The sequence below is a fragment of the Aliterella sp. E5.1 genome, from assembly GCF_057473825.1.
This window is the reverse complement of record NZ_JBYCCV010000034.1, coordinates 12,036-32,176: the sequence shown is the minus strand read 5'-3', so window position 1 is coordinate 32,176 and position 20,141 is coordinate 12,036. Positions and strand designations below refer to the sequence as shown.

Here is a 20,141-nt window from a genome sequence, read left to right as displayed (position 1 = left end):
AAAAAAGGTCGCAATGACTACATCTCAGTTTAATAAAACTAATTTAGAACGTAAGGAACGGCAAAGACTCCAGAAATCGCGCACGGCAACAATAGTCTTGTTGGGTATCACTATTATTACAAGTCTTATAGTTGCTGGGTGGTTTGCTGGGGAAGGAAAAATTAAAGGAATTTTTACTCAAGTACAACTATTGCAAGATAGCCCTCCTTTTTGGTTAGAAGCACCAAGGGTAATGGCGGAATATCTAATTGCGCCTACAGTATTGCTAGTTGTACTTGTTTTAGTTATTACCAAAGTTTCGCCTCAGCCTCGCCAGTGGTCGCGGCGGTTAGTAGTGGCAATCTTACTAATTTTGACGATTAGATATGTATTGTGGCGGAGTCTTTCGACAATTAATGTTGCCACTCCTCTCAATGGTGTATTTAGTATCGGGCTATTTGTTTTAGAAATTTTGACTTTATTTAGTAGCACTATTGGGCTACTTTTAATGCTAAACGTCAACAATCGCCATCAAGAAGCCGATCGATTGTCTACTACCGTAATTGATGGTAGTTTTACGCCAAAAGTTGATATCTTTGTGCCTACTTACAACGAACAAACTTTTATTTTGCGGCGGACTATTATCGGCTGTCAAGCTTTAGATTATCCCCATAAAACTATTTATTTGCTCGATGATACGCAACGAACAGAAGTAAAAAAATTGGCAGACGAATTGGGATGTAAGTATTTAACAAGACCAGAAAATAGTCATGCTAAAGCTGGAAACTTAAATAATGCTCTCCATCACACAGACGGAGAATTGCTAGTTGTTTTTGATGCCGATTTTATCCCAACAAAGAACTTTTTAACTCGTACTGTAGGCTTTTTTCAGGGCGAGCGGGTTGCTTTAGTCCAAACACCCCAAAGCTTTTACAATGCCGATCCTATAGCTCGCAACTTGGGTTTAGAAAATGTTGTAACTTCCGAAGAAGAAGTATTCTATCGGCAAATTCAACCAAATAGAGACGGCGCTGATAGTGTAATTTGTGCGGGTACTTCTTTTATTGTTAGACGTAGTGCGTTGCAAGCTGCGGGCGGGTTTGTGACGGATTCTTTGAGTGAAGATTATTTTACTGGAGTCCGCTTATCGGCTCAAGGATATCGATTAATTTATCTCGATGAAAAGCTAAGTGCAGGTTTAGCTGCCGAAAATATATCTGCTCATGCTACCCAAAGATTGCGATGGGCGAGAGGTACATTGCAAGCATTTTTTATTGAATCTAATCCCCTAACAATTAAAGGATTGCGACCATTACAAAGATTAGCTCACTTGGAAGGATTAATTCATTGGTTTAGTAGTATTTCTCGCGTTGGCTTTTTGATTATTCCTTTAGCTTATTCTTTTTTAGGCGTTATTCCTGTTAGAGCTACAACCTCTGAATTATTATATTTTTTCTTACCTTATTATCTAGTGCAAATTACAGCTTTTGCCTGGTTAAATTCTCGCTCTCGTTCGGCAATATTATCTGATATTTACTCTTTAGTTTTATGTTTCCCTTTAGCACTAACAGTAATTCAAGTAATGCTCAATCCTTTTTCTAAAGGATTCAACGTAACACCAAAAGGTACAGCAAGCAAGTATTTTTCCTTCAACTGGAATTTAGCTCTGCCATTGATAATTTTATTTATAGCTACGGCGGTAAGTTTGTGGCGAAATCTCGGAATGTGTATGGTCAAAGGTGCGTGGGCGACAACAGTTGCGCCAGAAGTTGCCCAACAAGTCAAAGGCATTGGTTTAGGCTGGTTGTGGAGTGGTTACAACTTGTTGCTGCTGGGTATAGCACTATTAATTTTGTTGGATGTACCCAAACCAGACTTGTATGAATGGTTCAATTTGCGGCGAGTAGTACAGTTACAAATTGGCGAACAAAAATTCTGGGGAATCACGACAATGATTTCAGAAATTGGGGCAGAAGTCGCTTTAACCCAACCGGGAAATAATCTAGATGCAAGTTTACCTGCGATCTTAGAACTTATGGAAGAACAGCTACAATTGCCTGTAAAAATCGTGAAGACTAGCATTAAAGACGAATTTTTAACTGTGCGAGTAGCCTTTGAACAAGTAACCCTCAGCCAGCATCGATGTTTAGTAGAAATATTATTTTGTCGTCCGGGACAGTGGAAGCGCCAAAATACACCTGGAGAATTGCGATCGCTACTATTGATATTTAAAATTTTACTCAAGCCACGAGTATTGTTTGACCGCAATGTAGAGGTAAATGCGATCGCTGTTTCTCAAGGTTAGGTTTTAAAGATTGTTGTATTTAACCCTAGGCGGGTTGTGACTCAAAACAAAAAAGACCAGCCTACCACAGCTAGTCTAGATATTATTTCTTACATTGTCGTTTGATTCCAGGAAGCCCAACTGCGCTTTTCAACGCTTCAGCTAGTAAAAATCTTATGTTTACATTGTAACAGGAAGCACAGATTTTTTTATATAAATTCACAGTATCTTGACATAACTATCCCAAGAGAGAGATGTAAAACAGAAAACTGTATCTAAATCAAGAGGATTTTACTCCTAACAACTACACTAGATTACTACTTGTTTCCCGATTCAGATATTTTTGCCCTTGGCTAGGCTTTCCCCACAAAATGCGCTCTTGTTTATAAATAGCAATACCAGGTTTAGCACCCTTGGGTTTGTAGACGTGCTTGGGTTGAGTATAAACCACCGGAACGCGATCGCTCTGACGCGAACGGCTATAGTAAGCAGCCAAATCGGCAGTAAATTGTAAATCGCGCTCCTCGGCTACAGCACCGGGTTCTAAGCGCAATAGTACGTGAGCGCCAGGAATTTCTTGAGCGTGGAACCACAAATCGTAATCTTTTGCCAAGCGAAAAGTTAAGCGATCGTTTTGGCGATTATTACGCCCAATTAATACCTCAAAGCCGCTCGGAGAACGAAACTTGTGAAAATTTGGTACAGAGTCAGTGCTAGACGTAGGGCGAATATATTGCGTACCTTCGATAATTTTTTGCCCGATTAGTTCCTCACGGATTTCGTAAAGTGCTTCTAAATCGACTATTGATTGGTACTTATCTATTTGCAAAATTCCATCTTCTACCTGCTCTAAGTAGTCAATTTCTACCTGTACATCTTTGAGCAATGGTTCTACTGCACCACGAGCGCGTTTGAGCTTTCCTGCTTGCTTGTAGAGCTTTTGGGCATTTTGGACGGCATTTTTTTCTGGTTCTAAACTAATTGCGACAGGTTCGCTCGTATCAAAATCAAGCAAAACAAGTTCTTTCATCCCTGGCTGCCACGCTTGCAAATTAGCCATCAACAAGTCAGCGTGTTGACGGTACACATCCGCCCCTTCTGACTGCTGCAAGACTTCGCTAAAAGTTCGAGCTTTGAGTCGCAATTTTTCTAAAACATTACTCAGCTTTTGCATTAATTGATTGCGCAATTGGATAAATTCTTGTTGATTTAATTCTTGCGCGTAGTAATGACTCAGCAACTCTTGAGTATCTGACACTTGCTCGATTACTTCCCAACCCATGACTGTATAACCTTTAGCAGTCCAGCCAGGAAAAAATTGTAATTTCTCCAAGTTTTGCAACCACTGTCGCCAATGGCTAAACAAATTTTGCCAATCTTCTGGCTTTAGGGTGGTGGTAGATTGTTCGGGATCTAAGCCCGATACTCGTACCATTGACTGCACCAAAGCCGGACTCAAACCCCGGTAGTTTTTAAGCAAACAACGCCCTACGGCTCCCGGAACTAAGCTTACTCGCTCTTGCCAGCGCGAAGCCTCCTCACTCAAAGATGGTACAGCACCGCTTAATGATGGGGGCAATTCGTAACTTTGCCCTGTTTGAATCGGACGGACGCTTGATTGTTGTTGACTAACTTGATGCGCCGCCGTCACGATTACTTTATTGGCATCGGTAAGAATGACATTGCTGTATTTGCCCATAATTTCTACATACAAATGCCATAGGGCGCGCTCTCCCGGACGGCGGGCAAATTGCAAATCGACAACCCGCTCCCAGGGCGCAACATCAACAATTGCGATTAGCGCCAAACCATGCAACTGATGGATCAATTGTTGGCTAAACGTAAAAGTATCGGGGCTGCGCGGCGGCGAGGAACCAATACAAAAATGAGCCGCTTGGGGATGCCAGCAAATTTCTAGCCATCCCCGCGTGTCTAAAGTGCGTAAAGCGATCGCAATTGTAAAGCGATCTTTTTGGTACACTTGTTCGGTACGCGCGGGCAGCCACAGCCCACGAATCTCGTGGCAAGCAGCAATTAAAGTTGTAAAGTCAACAGGTTGCAAAGCAAATCTTCTTTAACTAAGAGAATAAAATTGAATATTTGTTCTACCTTTTGAGCGATATCTAAAGGTAGAAAAATCAAAATAACCGGGTTAAAAGCCCAAAAAATCAGTTTTTCGCTAGTTTTAGGCTTGTAAGTCCAAATTTTTGTATATAACATTGAAGTTAGGTTCTTCCCAGCTTGTTATACGGCGCGTCGCGTCATTTTTCCATGGATATTCAGCTTATAAATATCGGTTTTGGTAATATCGTATCTGCTAACCGAGTAGTTGCCATTGTTAGTCCCGAATCTGCCCCTATTAAGCGTATTATTACAGATGCCCGCGATCGCGGACAGCTAATCGATGCTACTTATGGTCGTCGTACTAGGGCGGTAATTATTACCGATTCTAGTCACGTTATTTTGTCAGCAATTCAGCCAGAAACGGTGGCAAATCGATTTGTACTTAGCCGCGAACAGCCAGATAATAATTAATATAGAGTGCTGTAAATAAAAATTGAATATGTTTGATTTGTGCCGGGGAATGCAAGTTTCTAATTCTACTCAAGCGCGCGATCGCCAGTCTAAGGGGAGGTTGATTGTTTTAACAGGTCCTAGCGGCGTTGGTAAAGGTACTTTGGTGCAAATTCTGCTGCAACGTCACCCTGAACTTTATTTGTCAATTTCTGCTACTACTCGTTCGCCGCGTCCGGGGGAAATTCATGGCAAACATTATTATTTTGTTAGTCACAGCGATTTTGAAAAAATGATTGCGGACAAAGCTCTTTTAGAATGGGCTGAGTTTGCAGGCAATTATTACGGCACTTTGCGTTTACCTGTAGAAGAAAAAATTGCTGAAGGTAGAACTATATTATTAGAAATTGAACTAGAAGGAGCCAAACAAATCTTTATGACCTTGCCTGATGCTGTGCGAATTTTTATTCTACCGCCGTCTTTTGGCATTCTAGAGCAGCGTTTGCGCGATCGCGCGACGGACTCCGAATCTGCTATTACTCGCCGTCTAGAACGCGCCCAAATAGAACTTGATGCGGCAAAAGAATTTGATGTCCAAATTATTAATGATGACTTGGAAACGGCTTTGCATCAACTCGAAACCGCTATATTGCATTAGCACTAATGCCACCAATTTTCTAAAAAACTTAAGAGTAGTGCAAAAAAAGCAAAAGTCTCTACTAGAAGTAAACACGTTCCACTTTTTTCACCTACTCTTTAATCCCACATATTAAAAATATGCAGTAGTTTCGAGTAATTAGCCAAATACCCGTTGGATTATTTCTATATTATCCAGCAGGAAGTAAGCAACTACGGCTCCACCAACGCCACCAATTAGAAAGCTAGTAGCATAAGTGTTCCAACCTTCAGGGGACTTGAAAGCATCAGGTACTCTATTAGCCGTGGTTACGTTTGCAACGGGTTGGGGAGGATTGCTATTGGCGTAAAGGGTGATCGCAAATGCTGAAATTGCTACCATCCCCAAGGTTGATAATAATCCAGCTAAATTTGCAATATCGGTATCCCGCAGTGGTCCTAGTTTAGCAAAAGGACCAAGTAGCCAATAACCATGAGCCATCCCAGCTTCTATTCCTCGGCGTTGGGTAGTTATACCCTGGCGGTAAGCTGGCAAGTTATTAATGAACCATTTAACGAGGCCAGAATTATTGATGGGTGTCTCCAAATCTCCCCACTGCGGGTCGCGGTTGGGAGGAAACACAACTTCTCTATTTCTAGGATCGCTGGGGCGATCTTTTGATGCATCTATTGCTTGCGCCATATTTGCTCTTAGTATTTAAACATGATAGTGGCATTATTTTAGGTTATTAACTGTAGTTAAATAACAGTTTTCCTTACCAACTTTAGAAAAATTAATTAAGCGAACTTTTACTCAATAAACACTAAAAAAACTCGCAATCCATGCTAAGGAAAATTGCAAGTTTCTACCTTTAGAAGTACGACTTAATTAAAGTTATTAGCTATTAGCTAAATAAATTACTCGAATAACAAGTAATTTATTGAATTTGAGCTAACAGCTAATAAAATTTCATAGATCTAGCGAGTAGCTATTTCTACGGCATGGGATGGAAAAGCAAGTCAGGGAAAGCGTAATTGAATAAAGCCCAAGTTGTGAAAGCGATAGAAACCGAAAGCACTGCCAGCACTGGAGCTAAAGAAAGATACTGAAGAAAGTAGGTTTTTTGGTCTTCTTTATTTTTCATCAATCGACATCCAAAATAAGCGGGTAAGTTAAGCTAAATTAGCGTGGTGAAACAGGTATTTCTTCATCTTTGGCGTATAGTTCGCCAGATAAAAATTCCGAAGTAGCTGCCAAGGGCCAAGTAGCACCTCCTAAACTGCATTGCAGCGCCAAAGGCACATCAATGGCAATTTCCCTGCTTTCGGGAGAACCTTCCAATTTTTTGCTCGCTCGGATATAAGAGCGACCTGCCCAGCCAATCCAACCAGCAATATAGAGAAAGAGAATGCTAGGAATAATAAAGTCCCCTGCCCGATCGAGACGACCATCAACAATTAGATGAGGTAGCCCTTCAGGACCGCACTGGGCTTGAGCATAACGCTCAAATCGTTTTGCGCCTGAATTGGGATCGGAAGTTGTGTTGCGGGCATCTTTTGCCCGTTGAATAAAGGCTGGTGATTCACTACAAGGTACTAAATTAGCTTGCGGCGAAGCTGAGGCTGGAGGCGCAAAGTTAAACCAGAAACCAATGACTAGAATCAAAGCAAACAATCGTTGCATGAAATTGTTTCCCTTTGTTACAAAACAAATAAAGTTTGTTGTACGAGCGGAAAATCTGTGGGCAGGGTTTCCCGCCATAGAGTTTTCTAAGAGAGCGGAAAATTTGCGGTAAACAATATTTTTACCGTAGATTTTCCCAAACAGAAGCGGCTTGTACAAGTTTTTGAGGTGCAAGTTTGACGCAGAGCAAAGCTACACTATTCAAACTTGCAATAGAACTTGGAAGATATCATACTCTTGCGGGCGGTTCGAGAATGATTTAAGTAAATAAAAGTTTAAGTTTCTCAAACAATATATTGATAAAAGCAGGCAGCAGCCAGAAAAACAGTAAATTAATCCCCTCTCTACCCAAAAATGGCAACTATCTTAGCAATAGAAACTAGCTGCGATGAAACTGCCGTCGCGGTCGTAAATAATCGGACAGTTTGCAGTAGTATCGTTACGTCTCAAATTCCCATCCACAAACTGTATGGCGGGGTAGTGCCAGAAGTAGCCTCGCGGCAGCACTTAGAAATAATTAATAGCGCGATCGCCTCTGCCCTAGGACAGGCACAAATCCCGATCGCAAAAATTGATGCAGTGGCAGTAACTTGCGCGCCTGGACTTGTAGGGGCGCTCATGGTGGGCATAGCTGCCGCTAAAACCTTAGCAATTGTGCATCAGTTGCCATTTTTAGGAGTGCATCACTTAGAAGGGCATATTTACGCCAACTGTTTGAGCGAACCAAGTTTAGAGCCGCCTTTTTTAAGTTTGTTAGTTTCTGGCGGTCACACCAGCTTGATTTATGTCAAAGACTGCGGCGTATACGAAACCTTGGGGCAAACCCGCGATGATGCGGCGGGAGAAGCTTTTGACAAAGTAGCGCGATTATTGGATCTGGGATATCCGGGAGGTCCAGCTATCGATAAGTTAGCCCAAATTGGCAATCCCCAAGCTTTTGCACTTCCTGAAGGCAAAATTTCTTTGCCAAATGGCGGGTATCATCCTTACGATTCCAGCTTTAGCGGCTTAAAAACGGCAGTATTGCGCCTTGTACAACAGCTAAAACAAACAGCCGTAGTTTTGCCAGTAGAGGATATAGCAGCTAGTTTTCAAGAAACTGTAGCGCGGAGTCTGACAAAAAGAGCCGTTGCTTGTGCGATGGACTTTGGTTTAGATACCATTGCCGTAGGTGGTGGAGTTGCTGCCAATAGCGGGTTGAGGCAACATTTATTGGCAGCCGCCACGGAGCGTAACTTGCGCGTATTATTTCCACCAATGAAGTTTTGTACCGATAATGCGGCAATGATTGGCTGTGCGGCGGCGGCACACTTTAATCGCGGACATACGTCATTACTGACCTTGGGAGTGCGATCGCGTTTGCCACTAACAGAAGTTATGCAACTGTATCAGCATTAACTATGCCGAGCTAAGATAGCACGAATTTCTCTAGCAACGGTATCTGTTTGTTCTAGCATTGCTAAGTGTCCGCAGTTGGGAATTTCTAATACATTGCCTTGGCAGGTTTGAAACAACGGGTGAAAACTTGCTAGATGCCGGACATATTTTGGTTCCATAATCCGATCTTGCTGTCCTGCGAAGAAATAAACGGGCTGGGACAACTGAGAAACTAAGGGGGGCAATCGGTTGACTTCTTCCTCGGTTGTGGAGTCTAGCAGCGTTCCTAAAGCAGCTTCGGGATCAGCCATCACAAAATCAATTACTCTTTGGCGACCCCACTGACGAGCAATAGGATTGACTACATTGGCGCGGGTAAATATTAAATCGATTAATGGCAAAGAGCAAAGCCAACGCGGACGGATTTTTACTAGCTGCTGACCAGTAGCACGAAACTGCTCAAAGGCTTCTTTTAGATAAATTCCCCCACCAGCATTGATACAGATTGCGCCTTTAATTTGAGCGCGGCTTTGTTCGGCTGCCCAAAGGGCTACGGTCGCCCCTAGAGAGTGACCAATTAACCAGGCATTGCGAATATTTAGTCTTGCTAGCAAAGTTAATAAATCCTTCGCGTAGGCTGCTGCCGTGTAGGAGTTAGGACAATTGTGCGGGTTAGTTGGGGCTGAGGCAAGATTTTCAGCCGTCGCATTTACAGCAGCTAGCTGGTAGTCTAGGGCGTTGGGCAAATTATTAGGTAACTTAGTTTCTGGTGCTAGTTTTAAAGATTGACCAAATCCACGCAGATCGTAGGCTAAGCACTGGTAGTCTGGGGCGAGACGCTCAATTAAAGGCTGCCAGTATCCACGGCTTAATAGCCAACCGTGAATAAAAACTAACGTCGGAGAACTTGACGCAAAGCCCGTCAGTTCGTAGCTATGTTCAGTTCCCAAAATTTCAATAGTTGCCATGATAATATCCTATCCTTAACACCCCTCCGTGTTGAAACTAGGATGCAAAAGGAACTGATATTTCTGTCTGTGCTTCAAGCAGGCTTGCAAGAGCGGCAATATTTTCGCAGTTTTAGGGTTGCTGGAAGACTATCTACTCAAAACATTAAGTTTTTGAGTGACGGAGGTTTAGTTTTTTAAATGCAAGAAATCGATCCCCATGTCCTATCGAATTGTAAACAAAGTGTTAGAGTTGAAAATGGCTAGGTAAAAGCATATTTGCTTGTAAGAGTCTATTAGTGTTTCTTAGAGCGGAAAGATTTTATTTTTCTACTTATGTGCTTTTACACCAAAGACAAGGCTCTGCTTTTTGCGCTCAGCTTTGCCTTTACTAGCTGAGACAGTTAGATAATTTTTACTAATCGAACCACGTTGGCATGGGTTTTTGGAAAAGCTGGTTTAACGGTGCTGAAACTACCACTGAAACCAAGATAACGTCGGGTGAGGATTACACGGCTCTTGAAGCGATAAGTGGTTTTTCTCCTAATGGCGATCGCACAATTGTATTTAGTAGCGATCGCAATATCGATCTATACGAATTAGAAGAACTTTGCGATGCGGTTGGTTGGTCGCGTCGTCCTTTGCGGAAGGTTAAAAAAGCTATTGAGTTTAGTTTCCTTGTTGCCTCCATGTGGGAAGTGCGCGGCACGGGAAAACGCCTCATCGGCTTTGCTCGTGCTACTTCCGACCATGCCTTTAATGCCACTATTTGGGATGTAGTCGTTCATCCAGATTTTCAGGGTAAGGGTTTGGGCAAAGCCATGATGAAATATATGATCAAAAAACTTAGGAGCGAAGATATTAGCAACGTAACTTTATTTGCCGATCCTCAAGTTGTCGATTTTTATCGCGGTTTAGGCTTTACTGCCGACCCAGAAGGGATTAAAGGGATGTTTTGGTATCCTAGTTAAACTAATTTCTGTATAATAAAAAATGCAAATTTGTTATATTTGTACTTCTCGTGTTAAGTTGATATACGAGATTGACTTCGATCCGGGATGTAGCGCAGCTTGGTAGCGCGCCTGCTTTGGGAGCAGGATGTCGCAGGTTCAAATCCTGTCATCCCGATTAAAAATAATAAATAATTAGCTTATTTTGCGTCGATTAAAACGCGACAATAGCTGCAATTTTATTGATTGGTGACAAACAATTGCTGGAACTTGATGGTTTAATGAAAACACAGATAAATAGGAACGATTTTTACTAGCATAGAGTCAAGAAAAAATAAGTTCGCAGTGTGAGTAATTAAAAATTTTACTGAGAAAAACCTTGTTTGTAATGAAATTAATGTCAAAAATTGTAGCAGCCCAAGAGATATTAAGATAAGTAAAATTAATTGATCTGGCAAAAAGAAGAATGAACGATAAAATAACTCACATGAATTGTTCCTCCTCATCCTATCGAACCAATAGTCAGTAAGATATAACCGTTTGACTCAACATAAATTGGCTATCAGCCAGGAGTATTCATGAAATCAATGTTTAGTAGCTTAGGCGCAAAGTTAGGAATAGTTAGTAGCGCCATTGTTGGCTCGGCAATTATTGGCACCCTCAGCGCGATCGCTTTACCTCAAAATCAAATCGTTCAAAAGCTTGGCTCCGTACCTGTATTTACGATTACTGATGCCAAAGGAGCGCCCCTTGTAGCTTCTAATAACGACAACAAAAAGCAAGGAGGAGTTGCGGGTGTATTTATCAATCAAAAGGATGCTGAAGCCTTTGTAAATGAACTCAAAACAAAAAACCCCGAACTAGCTAAAAGCGTCCGAGTAGTGCCTGTATCTTTGGGAGAGGTATACAAGCTAGACCAAGCTAGTGGCAACAAACCAAATTCCTTAGATTTTGCCTACGTACCAGCCAAGCAACAGGTAGACGCAGCTATGGCGTTATTAAAGCAAGCAGGTCAAGACGAGAAAAAATTTCAGGGAACGCCGCTATTTGTAGCTAAAGCTGGGAAAGAAAAAGGCTACTTAACAGTCAAACAAGCAGATAAACAAGTAATTCCTTTCTTTTTCAACAAAGAAGAATTGCAAACTATGTTGGAGCGTTTCAAAAAACAACAGCCAAAATTAGCCTCTACCGTTGAGATTCAGGTGGTGAACTTAGAAGGCGTAATTGAAACTATGCAAAGTCGCAACGATAACCAGCTAGACCAAATTATGTTGGTTCCCCCAAAAGAATCAATCGAATTTGTCCGCAGTCTCCAACCGGCGGCGGGACAAGCACCTCGTCCAGCGCAGCAACGGAAAAAATAAGCGGCATTGATGAATCGAAAGCTGCAATCGATTTCGGGTGAAGAACTTTGGCAGTGGCGCAAAGCAGCCCAAAAAGCTGCAATTGCAGCCAAAGTTTCGCCAAGCGAACTAGATTGGCTTTTGCAAGAAGTAGCTGGGCTGGAACGATTAACTTTACGCTTAGAGTCTTTTCGAGATTTGCCCCAAATTCAACTACAGCTAAAGCTCGAAGACTTAGACCAACTGTGGCAAAGGCGTTTAGACGACTGCTTCCCAATTCAGTACATTGCTGGAGTTGTAACTTGGAGAAACTTTAAATTAGCGGTTTCTCCAGCAGTGCTGATTCCCCGCCCAGAAACAGAGTCCTTAATCGATCTTGCGGTAATGGCGGCGAGAAATAGCCCAGTGTTAGTTGAACAAGGACTGTGGGCAGACTTAGGGACGGGGAGTGGAGCAATTAGTTTGGGGCTGGCGGAGGTATTTCCGCAAGCAAAAATCCATGCTGTCGATTGCAGTAGCCAAGCTCTAAAGATCGCCATTGCTAATGCTCAAAGCTCAGGTTTTGGCGATCGCATTGAGTTTTATCAAGGGTCTTGGTGGGAGCCACTAGCGCGTTTTCAAGGCAAATTGAGCGGTATGGTGTCAAATCCTCCGTATATTCCCCGTGCCTTAGTCCCGCAGTTACAACCAGAAGTAGCCCAGCACGAGCCTTGGATGGCTCTTGATGGCGGTGAAGATGGATTAGATTGTTTGCGCTATTTAATTCAAACTGCCCCCGATTATTTACAACCTGGGGGCGTTTGGTTAGTAGAAATGATGGCAGGACAAGCGGAAACTGTGGCGGCGTTGCTGCGCGATCGCAATTGTTATACTAATATTCAAATTCATACCGATTTAGCTGGTATCGAACGTTTTGCGGTAGCACAGCTAAAAAATAATTAATCTTTAGTTAAACCAACAATGACGCAAGGAACGCTGCAAGACTTGGTAGAAGCAGTTCTTGCTGGTAAATTAATTAGTTTTCCTACTGATACGGTTCCAGCTTTAGCAACTTTGCCGCAAAAAGCTCCGTTAATTTATGCAGCAAAGCAGCGCAGCCAAGATAAACCACTGATTTTGATGGCTGCGGATGCTACCGATCTATGGTCTTTTGTAGCTGGCAGTACAGAAGAATTATTAATCTGGCAACAAATGGCGGCAACTTATTGGCCCGGCGCTATAACTATGGTGCTACCTGCAAAAAATGATCGCGTACCCAAAGAGATTAACCTCACAAGTCCTGGTACTGTAGGCTTGCGAGTGCCAAACCATGAGGTTTCTCAAGCTATTTTGGCTCGTACTGGCGCTCTGGCAACTACTAGCGCGAATAAGTCAGGTAAACCACCACTCCAAACTATGCCAGAAATTGAAGCAGAGTTTCCGGAAGTTCTGACTTTATTGCCTACTTTAGCTGCCGAACATTCAGCTAGTGCCGTACCTTCTACGGTTATTAAGTGGATTGGTAACAATTGGCAGATTTTGCGCTTGGGAGCGGTTAAGTTAGAGGCTCGATATATTTGAAGAATTAATTATGGATTTGGCTAACTGGATATATTTAGCAACCGGGTTGGGTGTTGGGGTAGGAAGTCGGTGGTTATTGCCGCCAAAGTTGTCTAACACAGAACGGCATTTTCGGGAAGAAGGATTCTCCCCGAAAGATGCCTCAGCTACGCCATCGCAGCCACAATTAGCCACACCTAGCAGGCAAAATAATTCGGATGGAGTGCTACAGCAAACCCGACTTGCTTACCTAATGGCACAACAAATGAGCCAGTTTAAAGGGGGTTTTTTGGCGCGGACTTCCCACGAATTGCGATCGCCTTTAAGTAATATTATTGGTTTGCATCAGTTGATTTTGTCTGACTTGTGCGACGACTCGGCCGAAGAACGAAAGTTTGTGGCTCAAGCTCATGAAGCGGCGTTGCAGCTAGTCAAATTAATGGATGAAATTCTGAATGTTGCTAGAGTCGAGCATGGCACTAATAAATTAGAAATCCAACCTCTGCAATTAAGCTTTGTTTTAGAGGAAGTTTGTAATATTACGCGGATGGTCGTGGCAAATCGCCGTCACCAACTCCAACTAACTCCACCGCCTCCAGAAATTTATGTTTTAGCCGATCCTCGGTGGTTGAGACAAATTATCCTCAATCTCATTGATGCCACCATGTTCTATGTAGAGGATGGTGAAACTTTTTATCTGTCGATTGTGCTAGTGCCGGAAAGTAACTTTGTTTGTATTTGTCTAGATGTGCCTCTAGCTGCTAGTACCTGGAACGATCCGATAGATTTGCTGCAAGGCGATCACCTCCGGTTGGAGTCAATTTGTGATGATATTAGCTGTCAAAAAAGTACACCAGAATACGACGCGCCAACTAACGCTCCACCGGGCCTTGTATTATTGCTAAATCAAACTTTGTTAGAAGTTATGCAAGGAAGATTAGAAATATTGCCTGCGCCTACAAATAGCGAACAAGCACCGATGACGCGGATGCAAATTTCTATCCCCCAATCAATTCCTGATACTGCACTTCTGGAGCCGGGATATTAGCTATTGGTCGATTGTACAGTACCATTGTGGTGCTAGAATTAGCTTCAAAGCCGATTCTTTCATAAAAGCTTTGTTGATGAGTGGTAGTTAGGTAAACCCGCTCTACTCGGTTCATTCGCGGGTGACTTAGGACTGTTTCTACTAATTTTCTTCCCAATCCTGCCCCTCGATATTCTGGATGAACCACTACATCCCAGATTGTGGCGCGGTAGATACCGTCGGAAGTAGCACGGGCAAAGCCGATGAGCTTGCGATTGTCCCAAACGCTAATTACTGGTTCGCTATTTTCAATCGCAATACTCAGGTCTTCGATTTTACGCTCTGCTGCCCAAAATGCTCCTAATTTAAATAGTGCTTGCAATTGGGTAAGATCGACAACAGATTGGCGATCGCAAAATTGAATATGGCTGCAATCCATAGTTTTTTGTGTAGACAAAAACTTATTTTAACTTTTACTTTACATTTCTTCAATAGTGGCGCTCGGTCAAAGTTTACGCGCTTAACCGCCACTAACTGGTGGAATTAATACTACTTCATCCCCATCAACTAAAAGAGTATCGGGAGAAACAAATTGTAAATTAACTCCAAAACGGGTGATTTCTTGCCATTTTTTTAGTTCGGGATGCTGAGCAATCAGACAATCTAAAACTGCGAAGGCTGGAGTTTGGGGAGGAAATTTTAGGACTAATTCTGATTGCTGATAAGCTTCTTGATAGGCGGCAAATAGCTTGACGGTAATAGTAATTGCAGGGGACATAGACAAGTATTAAATAAGTGGCACATTACCAGATCTTTTCCAGCCGCCGAAATTCTTGCTCTACTTCTGACCACAACTGACGATTGTGGGGGTCAGTTTTTAAGGCTTTTTTGAGAAAAATTCTGGCTTTATCTGCCTGTTTTTGGCTAATTAAGTAACTTCCCCAACGCTGATAGGAAATTGCTTGCCAAGACTTGACATCCTTGTCGTGGGGCAAACGCTGCCCTAAAGCTTCAGCTAGAGCGATCGCTTTAGGAAACTTTTGGTACTTCCACAACTGCTGCAATTGCTGATGATATTCGTTTTTTAACTTTTGGTCGGTGGCAGATAATGGTGGCGATGTGGGGCGCGTTACTTTGATTTTTGGTGTTACTGGGGCAACTTCTATCGGTGGCGATTGCTGTACTGACTCCATTAGGGCTTGATAAGCTGCCGTTAGAGCAATAAATTTTTCATTGTTTGAGTGATCGCACCGATTAATATCAGGATGGTATTGCCGTGCTAGTCGTCGGTAAGACGCTTTAATTTCTAACACCGTCGCTCCCAAGGGCAATTCTAACAAGCGGTAACAAGCGGCAATATCCATAAGTTAAATATCAATTAGCCTTTAGATTTAACTCTAAAGGCTAATAAAATTACGAGCGTTCTTCAATTACTCGGTCAATCAAACCGTATTCTTTGGCTTCCGCCGCCGACATAAAGTAGTCTCGGTCTGTATCTTTCTCAATTTTTGCTAAAGGCTGATCTGTTCGGTCTGCCAGCATTTGATTGAGTTGATGGCGCAATCGGAGAATTTCGCGCGCTTCAATCTCGATATCTGTAGCTTGACCTTGAGCGCCCCCGGCGGGTTGGTGAATCATAATTCGAGCATGAGGCAACGCCAAACGCTTGCCTTTGCTACCCGCCGCTAGGAGAAACGAACCCATTGAAGCTGCCATGCCCACGCAAATCGTGACTATATTTGATTTAATGTGCTGCATGGTGTCATAAATTGCCAGCCCAGCAGTCACCGAACCCCCAGGAGAGTTGATGTAGATAAAAATATCTTTGCTTTGGTCTTCTGAATCTAGATAAAGCAGTCTAGCAATGATGGAATTTGCCATTCCATCCGTAACTTCTCCACTTAAAAAGATGATTCGTTCTAAGGAAAGGCGTTCGTAGATATTAATCCATTGAGTGTAAGGCTCACCTGGAAATCGATGGGGGACTCTAGGAATTCCAATAGGCATAATAAATTCTCCAGGGGGTTATGAGGATAGTTAGCGAGCAACAGCCAGAGGTTGAGGAAGGTCTTTAGCACTTTCCAAAACTTTGTCAATCAAGCCGTATTCTTTGGCTTGTGGGGGAGTCATGTAGTACATCCGATCCATATCTTTGGCAATTTTTGTTTTGTCTTGACTTGTATTAGCAGCGAGAATATCTAAAATAATCTCTTTGTTAACAAAAACTTCTTTAGCGTGGATTTGGATATCTGTAGCTTGACTGTAAGGGGCGCGACGGCGAGCTTGGTGCAGTACGATGGTAGCGTTGGGCAAACTTGCTCTAAAGCCTTTGGTTCCGGCAGAAAGAATCATTGCTGCCGTTCCCATTGCTTGCCCTATACAAATAGTATGGACTGGGGGCTTGATGTAGTTAAGCGTGTCGCAAATTGCAAAAGCCTCAGTTTCCGCTCCGATCGCATCGCCTCCATACCAAGAAGTACCTGTAGAGTTGATGTAAATATAAATAGGTTTTTCTGGGTCGTCGTATTGCAAGTAAAGTAGTTGAGCGATAATTAGCTCTGTTACATCTACCCCAAGTTGCTGTTTATATTCATCTGGTGTAACTAAAGGTAGTCCCAGGTAAACAATGCGTTCTTTTAAAAGTAACGAGGGTAAATCCGGTGGCGGTGTTCGGTAGGAAGAATCGCCGGAATAAGGGGCTTGGACAGCCTTTACTTGTGTCATAGCAACTAATGCCTGAATAATACTTTTATATGTAATACATCCTAGCGCGAGGCTAGGGCGAGTAGAGGTACGGATTTCTAGCTAAAGTAGTAGAACGCAATTTTTTATTTAGCAATAGACTTGTTGGCGATCGCTTGGGGAATTTTCCTGGGCTGCTTTTAAACAAATTTTAAAGTTTGCTGCCAGCATTTCTACCTGTGGTTTTTCTACTAACGTTAAATGGTTGCCAGGAATGTTGTACGTTTTCACGCCTAAAGTAGCTAGCTTTCCCCAACCTAGTTGAGTATCAAAATACCAGCTTGCCCCTAGGGGCTGGTTGATAGCTCGAAACAAGGTTACCTGCAATGGGTAAGCTTGAGGAGAGTAGGTTTTTAAAGCTCGTTTGTTGGATTGTTCAACTTCTAAGCGGAAGTTGCGAGTCCCTTCGGGGAATTTTGTCTGGTTTTTACCCGCAGCTTTGCGTACTTGCTGTTCGAGCTTAGATTTGAATTGGTTTATTCTGTCTTGTATTCTTGCTAGGGTGAATTTGTACCCTTGTTTTAAGTGATTGACGACTTGATTGCGCAATGAAAACTGCCGATAAGTTGGGCTAATCGTATCAAACAATGCTACTAATCCAATTTTTTGCCCCCTATTTTGTAGTTGGTGAGCTATTTCAAAAGCTATTAAGCCCCCCATAGACGAACCTGCCAAAAAGTAAGGAGTTGACGATGGTGGCTGAATAGTAAATATCTGTTGAATATAATAAGCTGCCATGTCTTCAATAGAGGTAGAAGGAGTTTCTTGCCCATCCAAACCTCTAGCCTCCAGTCCGTAAACTGGTTGCTGGAGATCTAGATATTCAACTAAATCTCTGTAATACAAAGCTCCCCCGCCGATCGCATGGATGCAAAATAGTGGGGGTTTTTGCGCTGGATTACCCGCCGCAATTTTGATTAATGACGACCAGGTGTCTGAAGAGTCACGTTGAATAACGAGGGCTAGTTGCTCAATAGTTCCGGCTTGTAAGAGGGTAGGTAGCGGTAATTTTTTACCAAAAATATTTTCTATTTGGATGAATAACTGGACTGCCACAACTGAATTTCCGCCCAGATCGAAGAAATTGTCGTAGATGCCAATATTGTCAACTCGTAATACAGAGTTCCAAATTTGGGCTAGTTGCTGCTCAATTTCGTTTCGGGGTGCAGTATAGGACTGTTGCAATTCTGGACGCTGGCGTTTTTGTAATTGAATTTGCTCAAATACTTGGCTGGCGCTATAAAATTCTGTGGCAATTCGGTTTAGGCGAGTCAACTTTTCTTGGACTGAGAGAATTGGTGCAATTTTTTTGGTTGCTTGGATTGGTGTGGCAACGCTCTGGGTTTCGGTGGCGTTATTAGCTTGGGGGTTGTAAACCAACGAGCGAGCGTATTCTACAGGAAACTCCCAGCTAATACCTGTAGCGGTTTGTTGCCTAAACTCACTCCCGACGGCGTTTAGAAAATTTAATGCAGGTTGATTTTTTTCGCTAGGTACATAAGCTAATTTTACTTGTGCCATGCCTCTATTGCTGGCAATTTCGCCCAAATGGGCAAGCATTTTGTACTCTACTCCCCTGCCTAAAACGCGACAGCTAAGTAAAAATGTATCGTTAATTAGGCTGTCTCCATCAAGTGTGAATAGCAAGACTCCTACTAATCCATAGTCGCCAAAGCGATCGCTTACTTCTACTACCAAACATTCATAATTGCCTTGACATAGCTGATTTATTTCTTGCTCCGTGCGGCGGATAGTAGTGAGATTGAATTGGTTGGTACGCTGGGTGAGTTGAGCTACTCTTTCTAGTTGCTGAGGCGATGGTGGAGAAATTTTTATTTGCAGTCCTAGCCCTTCTAAAAAGTTTTCTAGGGTAGGTGATTCTTTGAGCAAGCGATCGCGTTGGATATTTTCTTTGTACAGAGATGTTCTTTTTTTGTCTTCTGTAGTTACTTTCAAGCGGTCGAAAGCCCAAATATGTTGCAAAAAGCGCGGTATTTCTGCAACTATTGTCGGCAATAGTAGCGTTAGTACCTCTGGGCAATTTGCTTGTACTTCGGCGCATTCTACGGGATTGTCATCGATGAAAATAAAGCTATCTAACCCTAGATTCAGTTCGCTGGCAAGAGACTTAAGGTTTTTTGACTTAGCCTCCCAATTTACGCGCCAAGAAATAATGTGTTCCCGCTTCAAGGGCATATCTTGGCGGCGCTCAAATACTTCTACGACATCTTCTTCATTGTTTTTGCTGCAAAGACAAATCAGCATTCCGCTATTGTATTGAGCCAGCATCAATTCTTGCAGCACTTGTCGCGGTGGGTCAAGTTCAATGCCCATTACTCCATCTTCGCCGCAAACGCCTTTCCATAGCGTATGGTCGCAGTCTAAGACAATTACTTTGGGGGGTGGGCTGTGAATTGCGTATATTTTGCGGGCAATTGCCGTACCAAGACCCGCATAAAATAATGGCGTGAAAGGAATATGTCCTAACTTGTCGCTTTGCTCGTCGTAGTATGTTTCTACGGGATAAGTTGTTTTTAATTCTTCACTGGAAATGACATAAAGCCCGCTCGCTCCTGCTAGTTGAGATAGAATCATTGCCTCTATCTGTTGAAAAAAGCCCTTGGTGATTTCTTGGGGTGAATTTGGACACAGACAAAGAATGTAAGGAGTTTTGGCGATTTTTGTTGCGGCTTTAATCGCTTGGACAAATTCTTGGGCAGTTTGTTCAATTTTGTGGCGATCGCCTACAGATAATTCTAAAGTGCGATCTTTTTGCCAGTCTTCTAACCTAACTAAGACTATATTAATGCCTTGTTTGTTGCTGTTAACTAAGCTATTAGGCGTAAGTAACTGCTGAAATATTTGATTATATGGGGCAAACTCTATATTTCCAGCAATTTCTAGTTCTTTCAACCAAAAAAAGAGCGATTCTGCTAGTGGTTCCGCCGTAAATGTAGCAGTAATAGCAATTGTTTCTTGAGGTTGATTTATTTTTATTTCTGGCAAGTTATTTGCTAATTCTGCGCTCGAAGATCGCTCGAACTTTTGATCCATTGTAAGTTTAGCCTGCCTTTCAAAGTGCAATAAAAACAATAAAATGCGTAACTAATTATTTTTCTATCTCTAGAATATCATTCTAA

At 42.5% G+C, this 20,141-nt stretch carries 20 protein-coding genes and 1 tRNA gene; 10 read left to right on the top strand and 11 right to left on the bottom strand.

Going from position 1 to position 20,141, the window contains the following annotated elements:
- Positions 1 to 13 precede the first annotated feature (13 nt).
- Positions 14 to 2,284, top strand: a complete 2,271-nt coding sequence (locus AC2VE5_RS13140; protein ID WP_486888196.1) for a glycosyltransferase — start codon at positions 14 to 16, stop codon at positions 2,282 to 2,284.
- Between the two features lie 283 nt (positions 2,285 to 2,567).
- On the opposite strand, the gene AC2VE5_RS13135 is transcribed toward AC2VE5_RS13140, so the two are convergent.
- On the bottom strand, positions 2,568 to 4,325 hold the full coding sequence (locus AC2VE5_RS13135) for an Rqc2 family fibronectin-binding protein (protein ID WP_486888195.1): 1,758 nt from the start codon (positions 4,323 to 4,325) through the stop codon (positions 2,568 to 2,570).
- A gap of 209 nt (positions 4,326 to 4,534) precedes the next feature.
- Between AC2VE5_RS13135 and remA the strand changes: the two genes are divergently transcribed.
- Positions 4,535 to 4,798 (top strand): extracellular matrix/biofilm regulator RemA, encoded by a 264-nt coding sequence (remA, locus tag AC2VE5_RS13130; protein WP_486888194.1) that lies wholly within the window; start codon positions 4,535 to 4,537, stop codon positions 4,796 to 4,798.
- Positions 4,799 to 4,847: 49 nt separating this feature from the next.
- Positions 4,848 to 5,435 carry a guanylate kinase gene (gene gmk / locus AC2VE5_RS13125; protein WP_486888208.1) on the top strand — a complete coding sequence of 196 codons (588 nt, stop codon included), beginning with the start codon at positions 4,848 to 4,850 and terminating at the stop codon, positions 5,433 to 5,435.
- Positions 5,436 to 5,573: 138 nt separating this feature from the next.
- On the opposite strand, the gene AC2VE5_RS13120 is transcribed toward gmk, so the two are convergent.
- From AC2VE5_RS13120 to AC2VE5_RS13110, 3 genes are all read right to left on the bottom strand, one after another.
- Positions 5,574 to 6,095, bottom strand: coding sequence for a photosystem I reaction center subunit XI (locus tag AC2VE5_RS13120; protein WP_486888193.1), 522 nt, complete (start codon positions 6,093 to 6,095; stop codon positions 5,574 to 5,576).
- 292 nt (positions 6,096 to 6,387) lie between these two features.
- A complete protein-coding gene (locus AC2VE5_RS13115) occupies positions 6,388 to 6,537 on the bottom strand; it encodes a PsaJ protein (RefSeq protein WP_486888192.1) in 150 nt (49 codons plus the stop codon).
- Positions 6,538 to 6,575: 38 nt separating this feature from the next.
- Positions 6,576 to 7,076 (bottom strand): Photosystem I reaction center subunit III, encoded by a 501-nt coding sequence (locus AC2VE5_RS13110; RefSeq protein ID WP_486888191.1) that lies wholly within the window; start codon positions 7,074 to 7,076, stop codon positions 6,576 to 6,578.
- 354 nt (positions 7,077 to 7,430) lie between these two features.
- Between AC2VE5_RS13110 and tsaD the strand changes: the two genes are divergently transcribed.
- Positions 7,431 to 8,474 carry a tRNA (adenosine(37)-N6)-threonylcarbamoyltransferase complex transferase subunit TsaD gene (tsaD, locus tag AC2VE5_RS13105; RefSeq protein WP_486888189.1) on the top strand — a complete coding sequence of 348 codons (1,044 nt, stop codon included), beginning with the start codon at positions 7,431 to 7,433 and terminating at the stop codon, positions 8,472 to 8,474.
- On the opposite strand, the gene AC2VE5_RS13100 is transcribed toward tsaD, so the two are convergent.
- Entirely contained in the window at positions 8,471 to 9,421 is a 951-nt protein-coding gene (locus tag AC2VE5_RS13100; protein ID WP_486888188.1) for an alpha/beta fold hydrolase, read from the bottom strand. The two genes, tsaD and AC2VE5_RS13100, sit on opposite strands and share 4 nt — an antisense overlap.
- Before the next feature lie 416 nt (positions 9,422 to 9,837).
- Between AC2VE5_RS13100 and AC2VE5_RS13095 the strand changes: the two genes are divergently transcribed.
- The 6 genes from AC2VE5_RS13095 (at position 9,838) to AC2VE5_RS13070 (ending at position 14,280) form a co-directional block, all read left to right on the top strand.
- Positions 9,838 to 10,371: a GNAT family N-acetyltransferase gene (locus tag AC2VE5_RS13095; RefSeq protein ID WP_486888187.1), complete on the top strand. Its 534-nt coding sequence runs from the start codon at positions 9,838 to 9,840 to the stop codon at positions 10,369 to 10,371.
- Positions 10,372 to 10,454: 83 nt separating this feature from the next.
- A tRNA-Pro gene (locus AC2VE5_RS13090) sits at positions 10,455 to 10,528 on the top strand.
- 400 nt (positions 10,529 to 10,928) lie between these two features.
- Complete coding sequence (locus AC2VE5_RS13085) at positions 10,929 to 11,714, top strand: Tic22 family protein (RefSeq protein ID WP_486888186.1); 786 nt, start codon at positions 10,929 to 10,931, stop codon at positions 11,712 to 11,714.
- A 9-nt stretch (positions 11,715 to 11,723) separates the two neighbouring features.
- On the top strand, positions 11,724 to 12,635 hold the full coding sequence (gene prmC / locus AC2VE5_RS13080; protein ID WP_486888185.1) for a peptide chain release factor N(5)-glutamine methyltransferase: 912 nt from the start codon (positions 11,724 to 11,726) through the stop codon (positions 12,633 to 12,635).
- Positions 12,636 to 12,653: 18 nt separating this feature from the next.
- Positions 12,654 to 13,253: an L-threonylcarbamoyladenylate synthase gene (locus AC2VE5_RS13075; RefSeq protein WP_486888184.1), complete on the top strand. Its 600-nt coding sequence runs from the start codon at positions 12,654 to 12,656 to the stop codon at positions 13,251 to 13,253.
- 10 nt (positions 13,254 to 13,263) lie between these two features.
- Positions 13,264 to 14,280 carry a sensor histidine kinase gene (locus tag AC2VE5_RS13070; protein WP_486888183.1) on the top strand — a complete coding sequence of 339 codons (1,017 nt, stop codon included), beginning with the start codon at positions 13,264 to 13,266 and terminating at the stop codon, positions 14,278 to 14,280.
- Here the strand turns inward: AC2VE5_RS13070 and AC2VE5_RS13065 are convergent.
- The 6 genes from AC2VE5_RS13065 to AC2VE5_RS13040 form a co-directional block, all read right to left on the bottom strand.
- Complete coding sequence (locus tag AC2VE5_RS13065) at positions 14,231 to 14,698, bottom strand: GNAT family N-acetyltransferase (protein WP_486888207.1); 468 nt, start codon at positions 14,696 to 14,698, stop codon at positions 14,231 to 14,233. The genes AC2VE5_RS13070 and AC2VE5_RS13065 overlap by 50 nt on opposite strands.
- An 81-nt stretch (positions 14,699 to 14,779) precedes the next feature.
- Entirely contained in the window at positions 14,780 to 15,037 is a 258-nt protein-coding gene (locus tag AC2VE5_RS13060; RefSeq protein WP_486888182.1) for a MoaD/ThiS family protein, read from the bottom strand.
- 25 nt (positions 15,038 to 15,062) lie between these two features.
- Positions 15,063 to 15,623 carry a J domain-containing protein gene (locus tag AC2VE5_RS13055; protein WP_486888181.1) on the bottom strand — a complete coding sequence of 187 codons (561 nt, stop codon included), beginning with the start codon at positions 15,621 to 15,623 and terminating at the stop codon, positions 15,063 to 15,065.
- 49 nt (positions 15,624 to 15,672) lie between these two features.
- On the bottom strand, positions 15,673 to 16,266 hold the full coding sequence (locus tag AC2VE5_RS13050; protein ID WP_486888180.1) for an ATP-dependent Clp protease proteolytic subunit: 594 nt from the start codon (positions 16,264 to 16,266) through the stop codon (positions 15,673 to 15,675).
- A gap of 30 nt (positions 16,267 to 16,296) precedes the next feature.
- Positions 16,297 to 16,983 (bottom strand): ATP-dependent Clp protease proteolytic subunit, encoded by a 687-nt coding sequence (locus tag AC2VE5_RS13045; protein ID WP_486888179.1) that lies wholly within the window; start codon positions 16,981 to 16,983, stop codon positions 16,297 to 16,299.
- A 108-nt stretch (positions 16,984 to 17,091) separates the two neighbouring features.
- Positions 17,092 to 20,055, bottom strand: coding sequence for an HAD-IIIC family phosphatase (locus AC2VE5_RS13040; protein ID WP_486888178.1), 2,964 nt, complete (start codon positions 20,053 to 20,055; stop codon positions 17,092 to 17,094).
- Positions 20,056 to 20,141 lie beyond the last annotated feature (86 nt).

What these genes read in the sequence shown, in the direction of transcription:
- AC2VE5_RS13140 (WP_486888196.1), top strand. Translation starts at nt 14, where the DNA reads ATGACTACATCTCAGTTTAATAAAACTAATTTAGAACGTAAGGAACGG.
- remA (WP_486888194.1), top strand. Translation starts at nt 4,535, where the DNA reads ATGGATATTCAGCTTATAAATATCGGTTTTGGTAATATCGTATCTGCT.
- gmk (WP_486888208.1), top strand. Translation starts at nt 4,848, where the DNA reads ATGCAAGTTTCTAATTCTACTCAAGCGCGCGATCGCCAGTCTAAGGGG.
- AC2VE5_RS13120 (WP_486888193.1), bottom strand. Translation starts at nt 6,095, where the DNA reads ATGGCGCAAGCAATAGATGCATCAAAAGATCGCCCCAGCGATCCTAGA.
- AC2VE5_RS13115 (WP_486888192.1), bottom strand. Translation starts at nt 6,537, where the DNA reads ATGAAAAATAAAGAAGACCAAAAAACCTACTTTCTTCAGTATCTTTCT.
- AC2VE5_RS13110 (WP_486888191.1), bottom strand. Translation starts at nt 7,076, where the DNA reads ATGCAACGATTGTTTGCTTTGATTCTAGTCATTGGTTTCTGGTTTAAC.
- tsaD (WP_486888189.1), top strand. Translation starts at nt 7,431, where the DNA reads ATGGCAACTATCTTAGCAATAGAAACTAGCTGCGATGAAACTGCCGTC.
- AC2VE5_RS13100 (WP_486888188.1), bottom strand. Translation starts at nt 9,421, where the DNA reads ATGGCAACTATTGAAATTTTGGGAACTGAACATAGCTACGAACTGACG.
- AC2VE5_RS13095 (WP_486888187.1), top strand. Translation starts at nt 9,838, where the DNA reads ATGGGTTTTTGGAAAAGCTGGTTTAACGGTGCTGAAACTACCACTGAA.
- AC2VE5_RS13085 (WP_486888186.1), top strand. Translation starts at nt 10,929, where the DNA reads ATGAAATCAATGTTTAGTAGCTTAGGCGCAAAGTTAGGAATAGTTAGT.
- prmC (WP_486888185.1), top strand. Translation starts at nt 11,724, where the DNA reads ATGAATCGAAAGCTGCAATCGATTTCGGGTGAAGAACTTTGGCAGTGG.
- AC2VE5_RS13075 (WP_486888184.1), top strand. Translation starts at nt 12,654, where the DNA reads ATGACGCAAGGAACGCTGCAAGACTTGGTAGAAGCAGTTCTTGCTGGT.
- AC2VE5_RS13070 (WP_486888183.1), top strand. Translation starts at nt 13,264, where the DNA reads ATGGATTTGGCTAACTGGATATATTTAGCAACCGGGTTGGGTGTTGGG.
- AC2VE5_RS13065 (WP_486888207.1), bottom strand. Translation starts at nt 14,698, where the DNA reads ATGGATTGCAGCCATATTCAATTTTGCGATCGCCAATCTGTTGTCGAT.
- AC2VE5_RS13060 (WP_486888182.1), bottom strand. Translation starts at nt 15,037, where the DNA reads ATGTCCCCTGCAATTACTATTACCGTCAAGCTATTTGCCGCCTATCAA.
- AC2VE5_RS13055 (WP_486888181.1), bottom strand. Translation starts at nt 15,623, where the DNA reads ATGGATATTGCCGCTTGTTACCGCTTGTTAGAATTGCCCTTGGGAGCG.
- AC2VE5_RS13050 (WP_486888180.1), bottom strand. Translation starts at nt 16,266, where the DNA reads ATGCCTATTGGAATTCCTAGAGTCCCCCATCGATTTCCAGGTGAGCCT.
- AC2VE5_RS13045 (WP_486888179.1), bottom strand. Translation starts at nt 16,983, where the DNA reads ATGACACAAGTAAAGGCTGTCCAAGCCCCTTATTCCGGCGATTCTTCC.
- AC2VE5_RS13040 (WP_486888178.1), bottom strand. Translation starts at nt 20,055, where the DNA reads ATGGATCAAAAGTTCGAGCGATCTTCGAGCGCAGAATTAGCAAATAAC.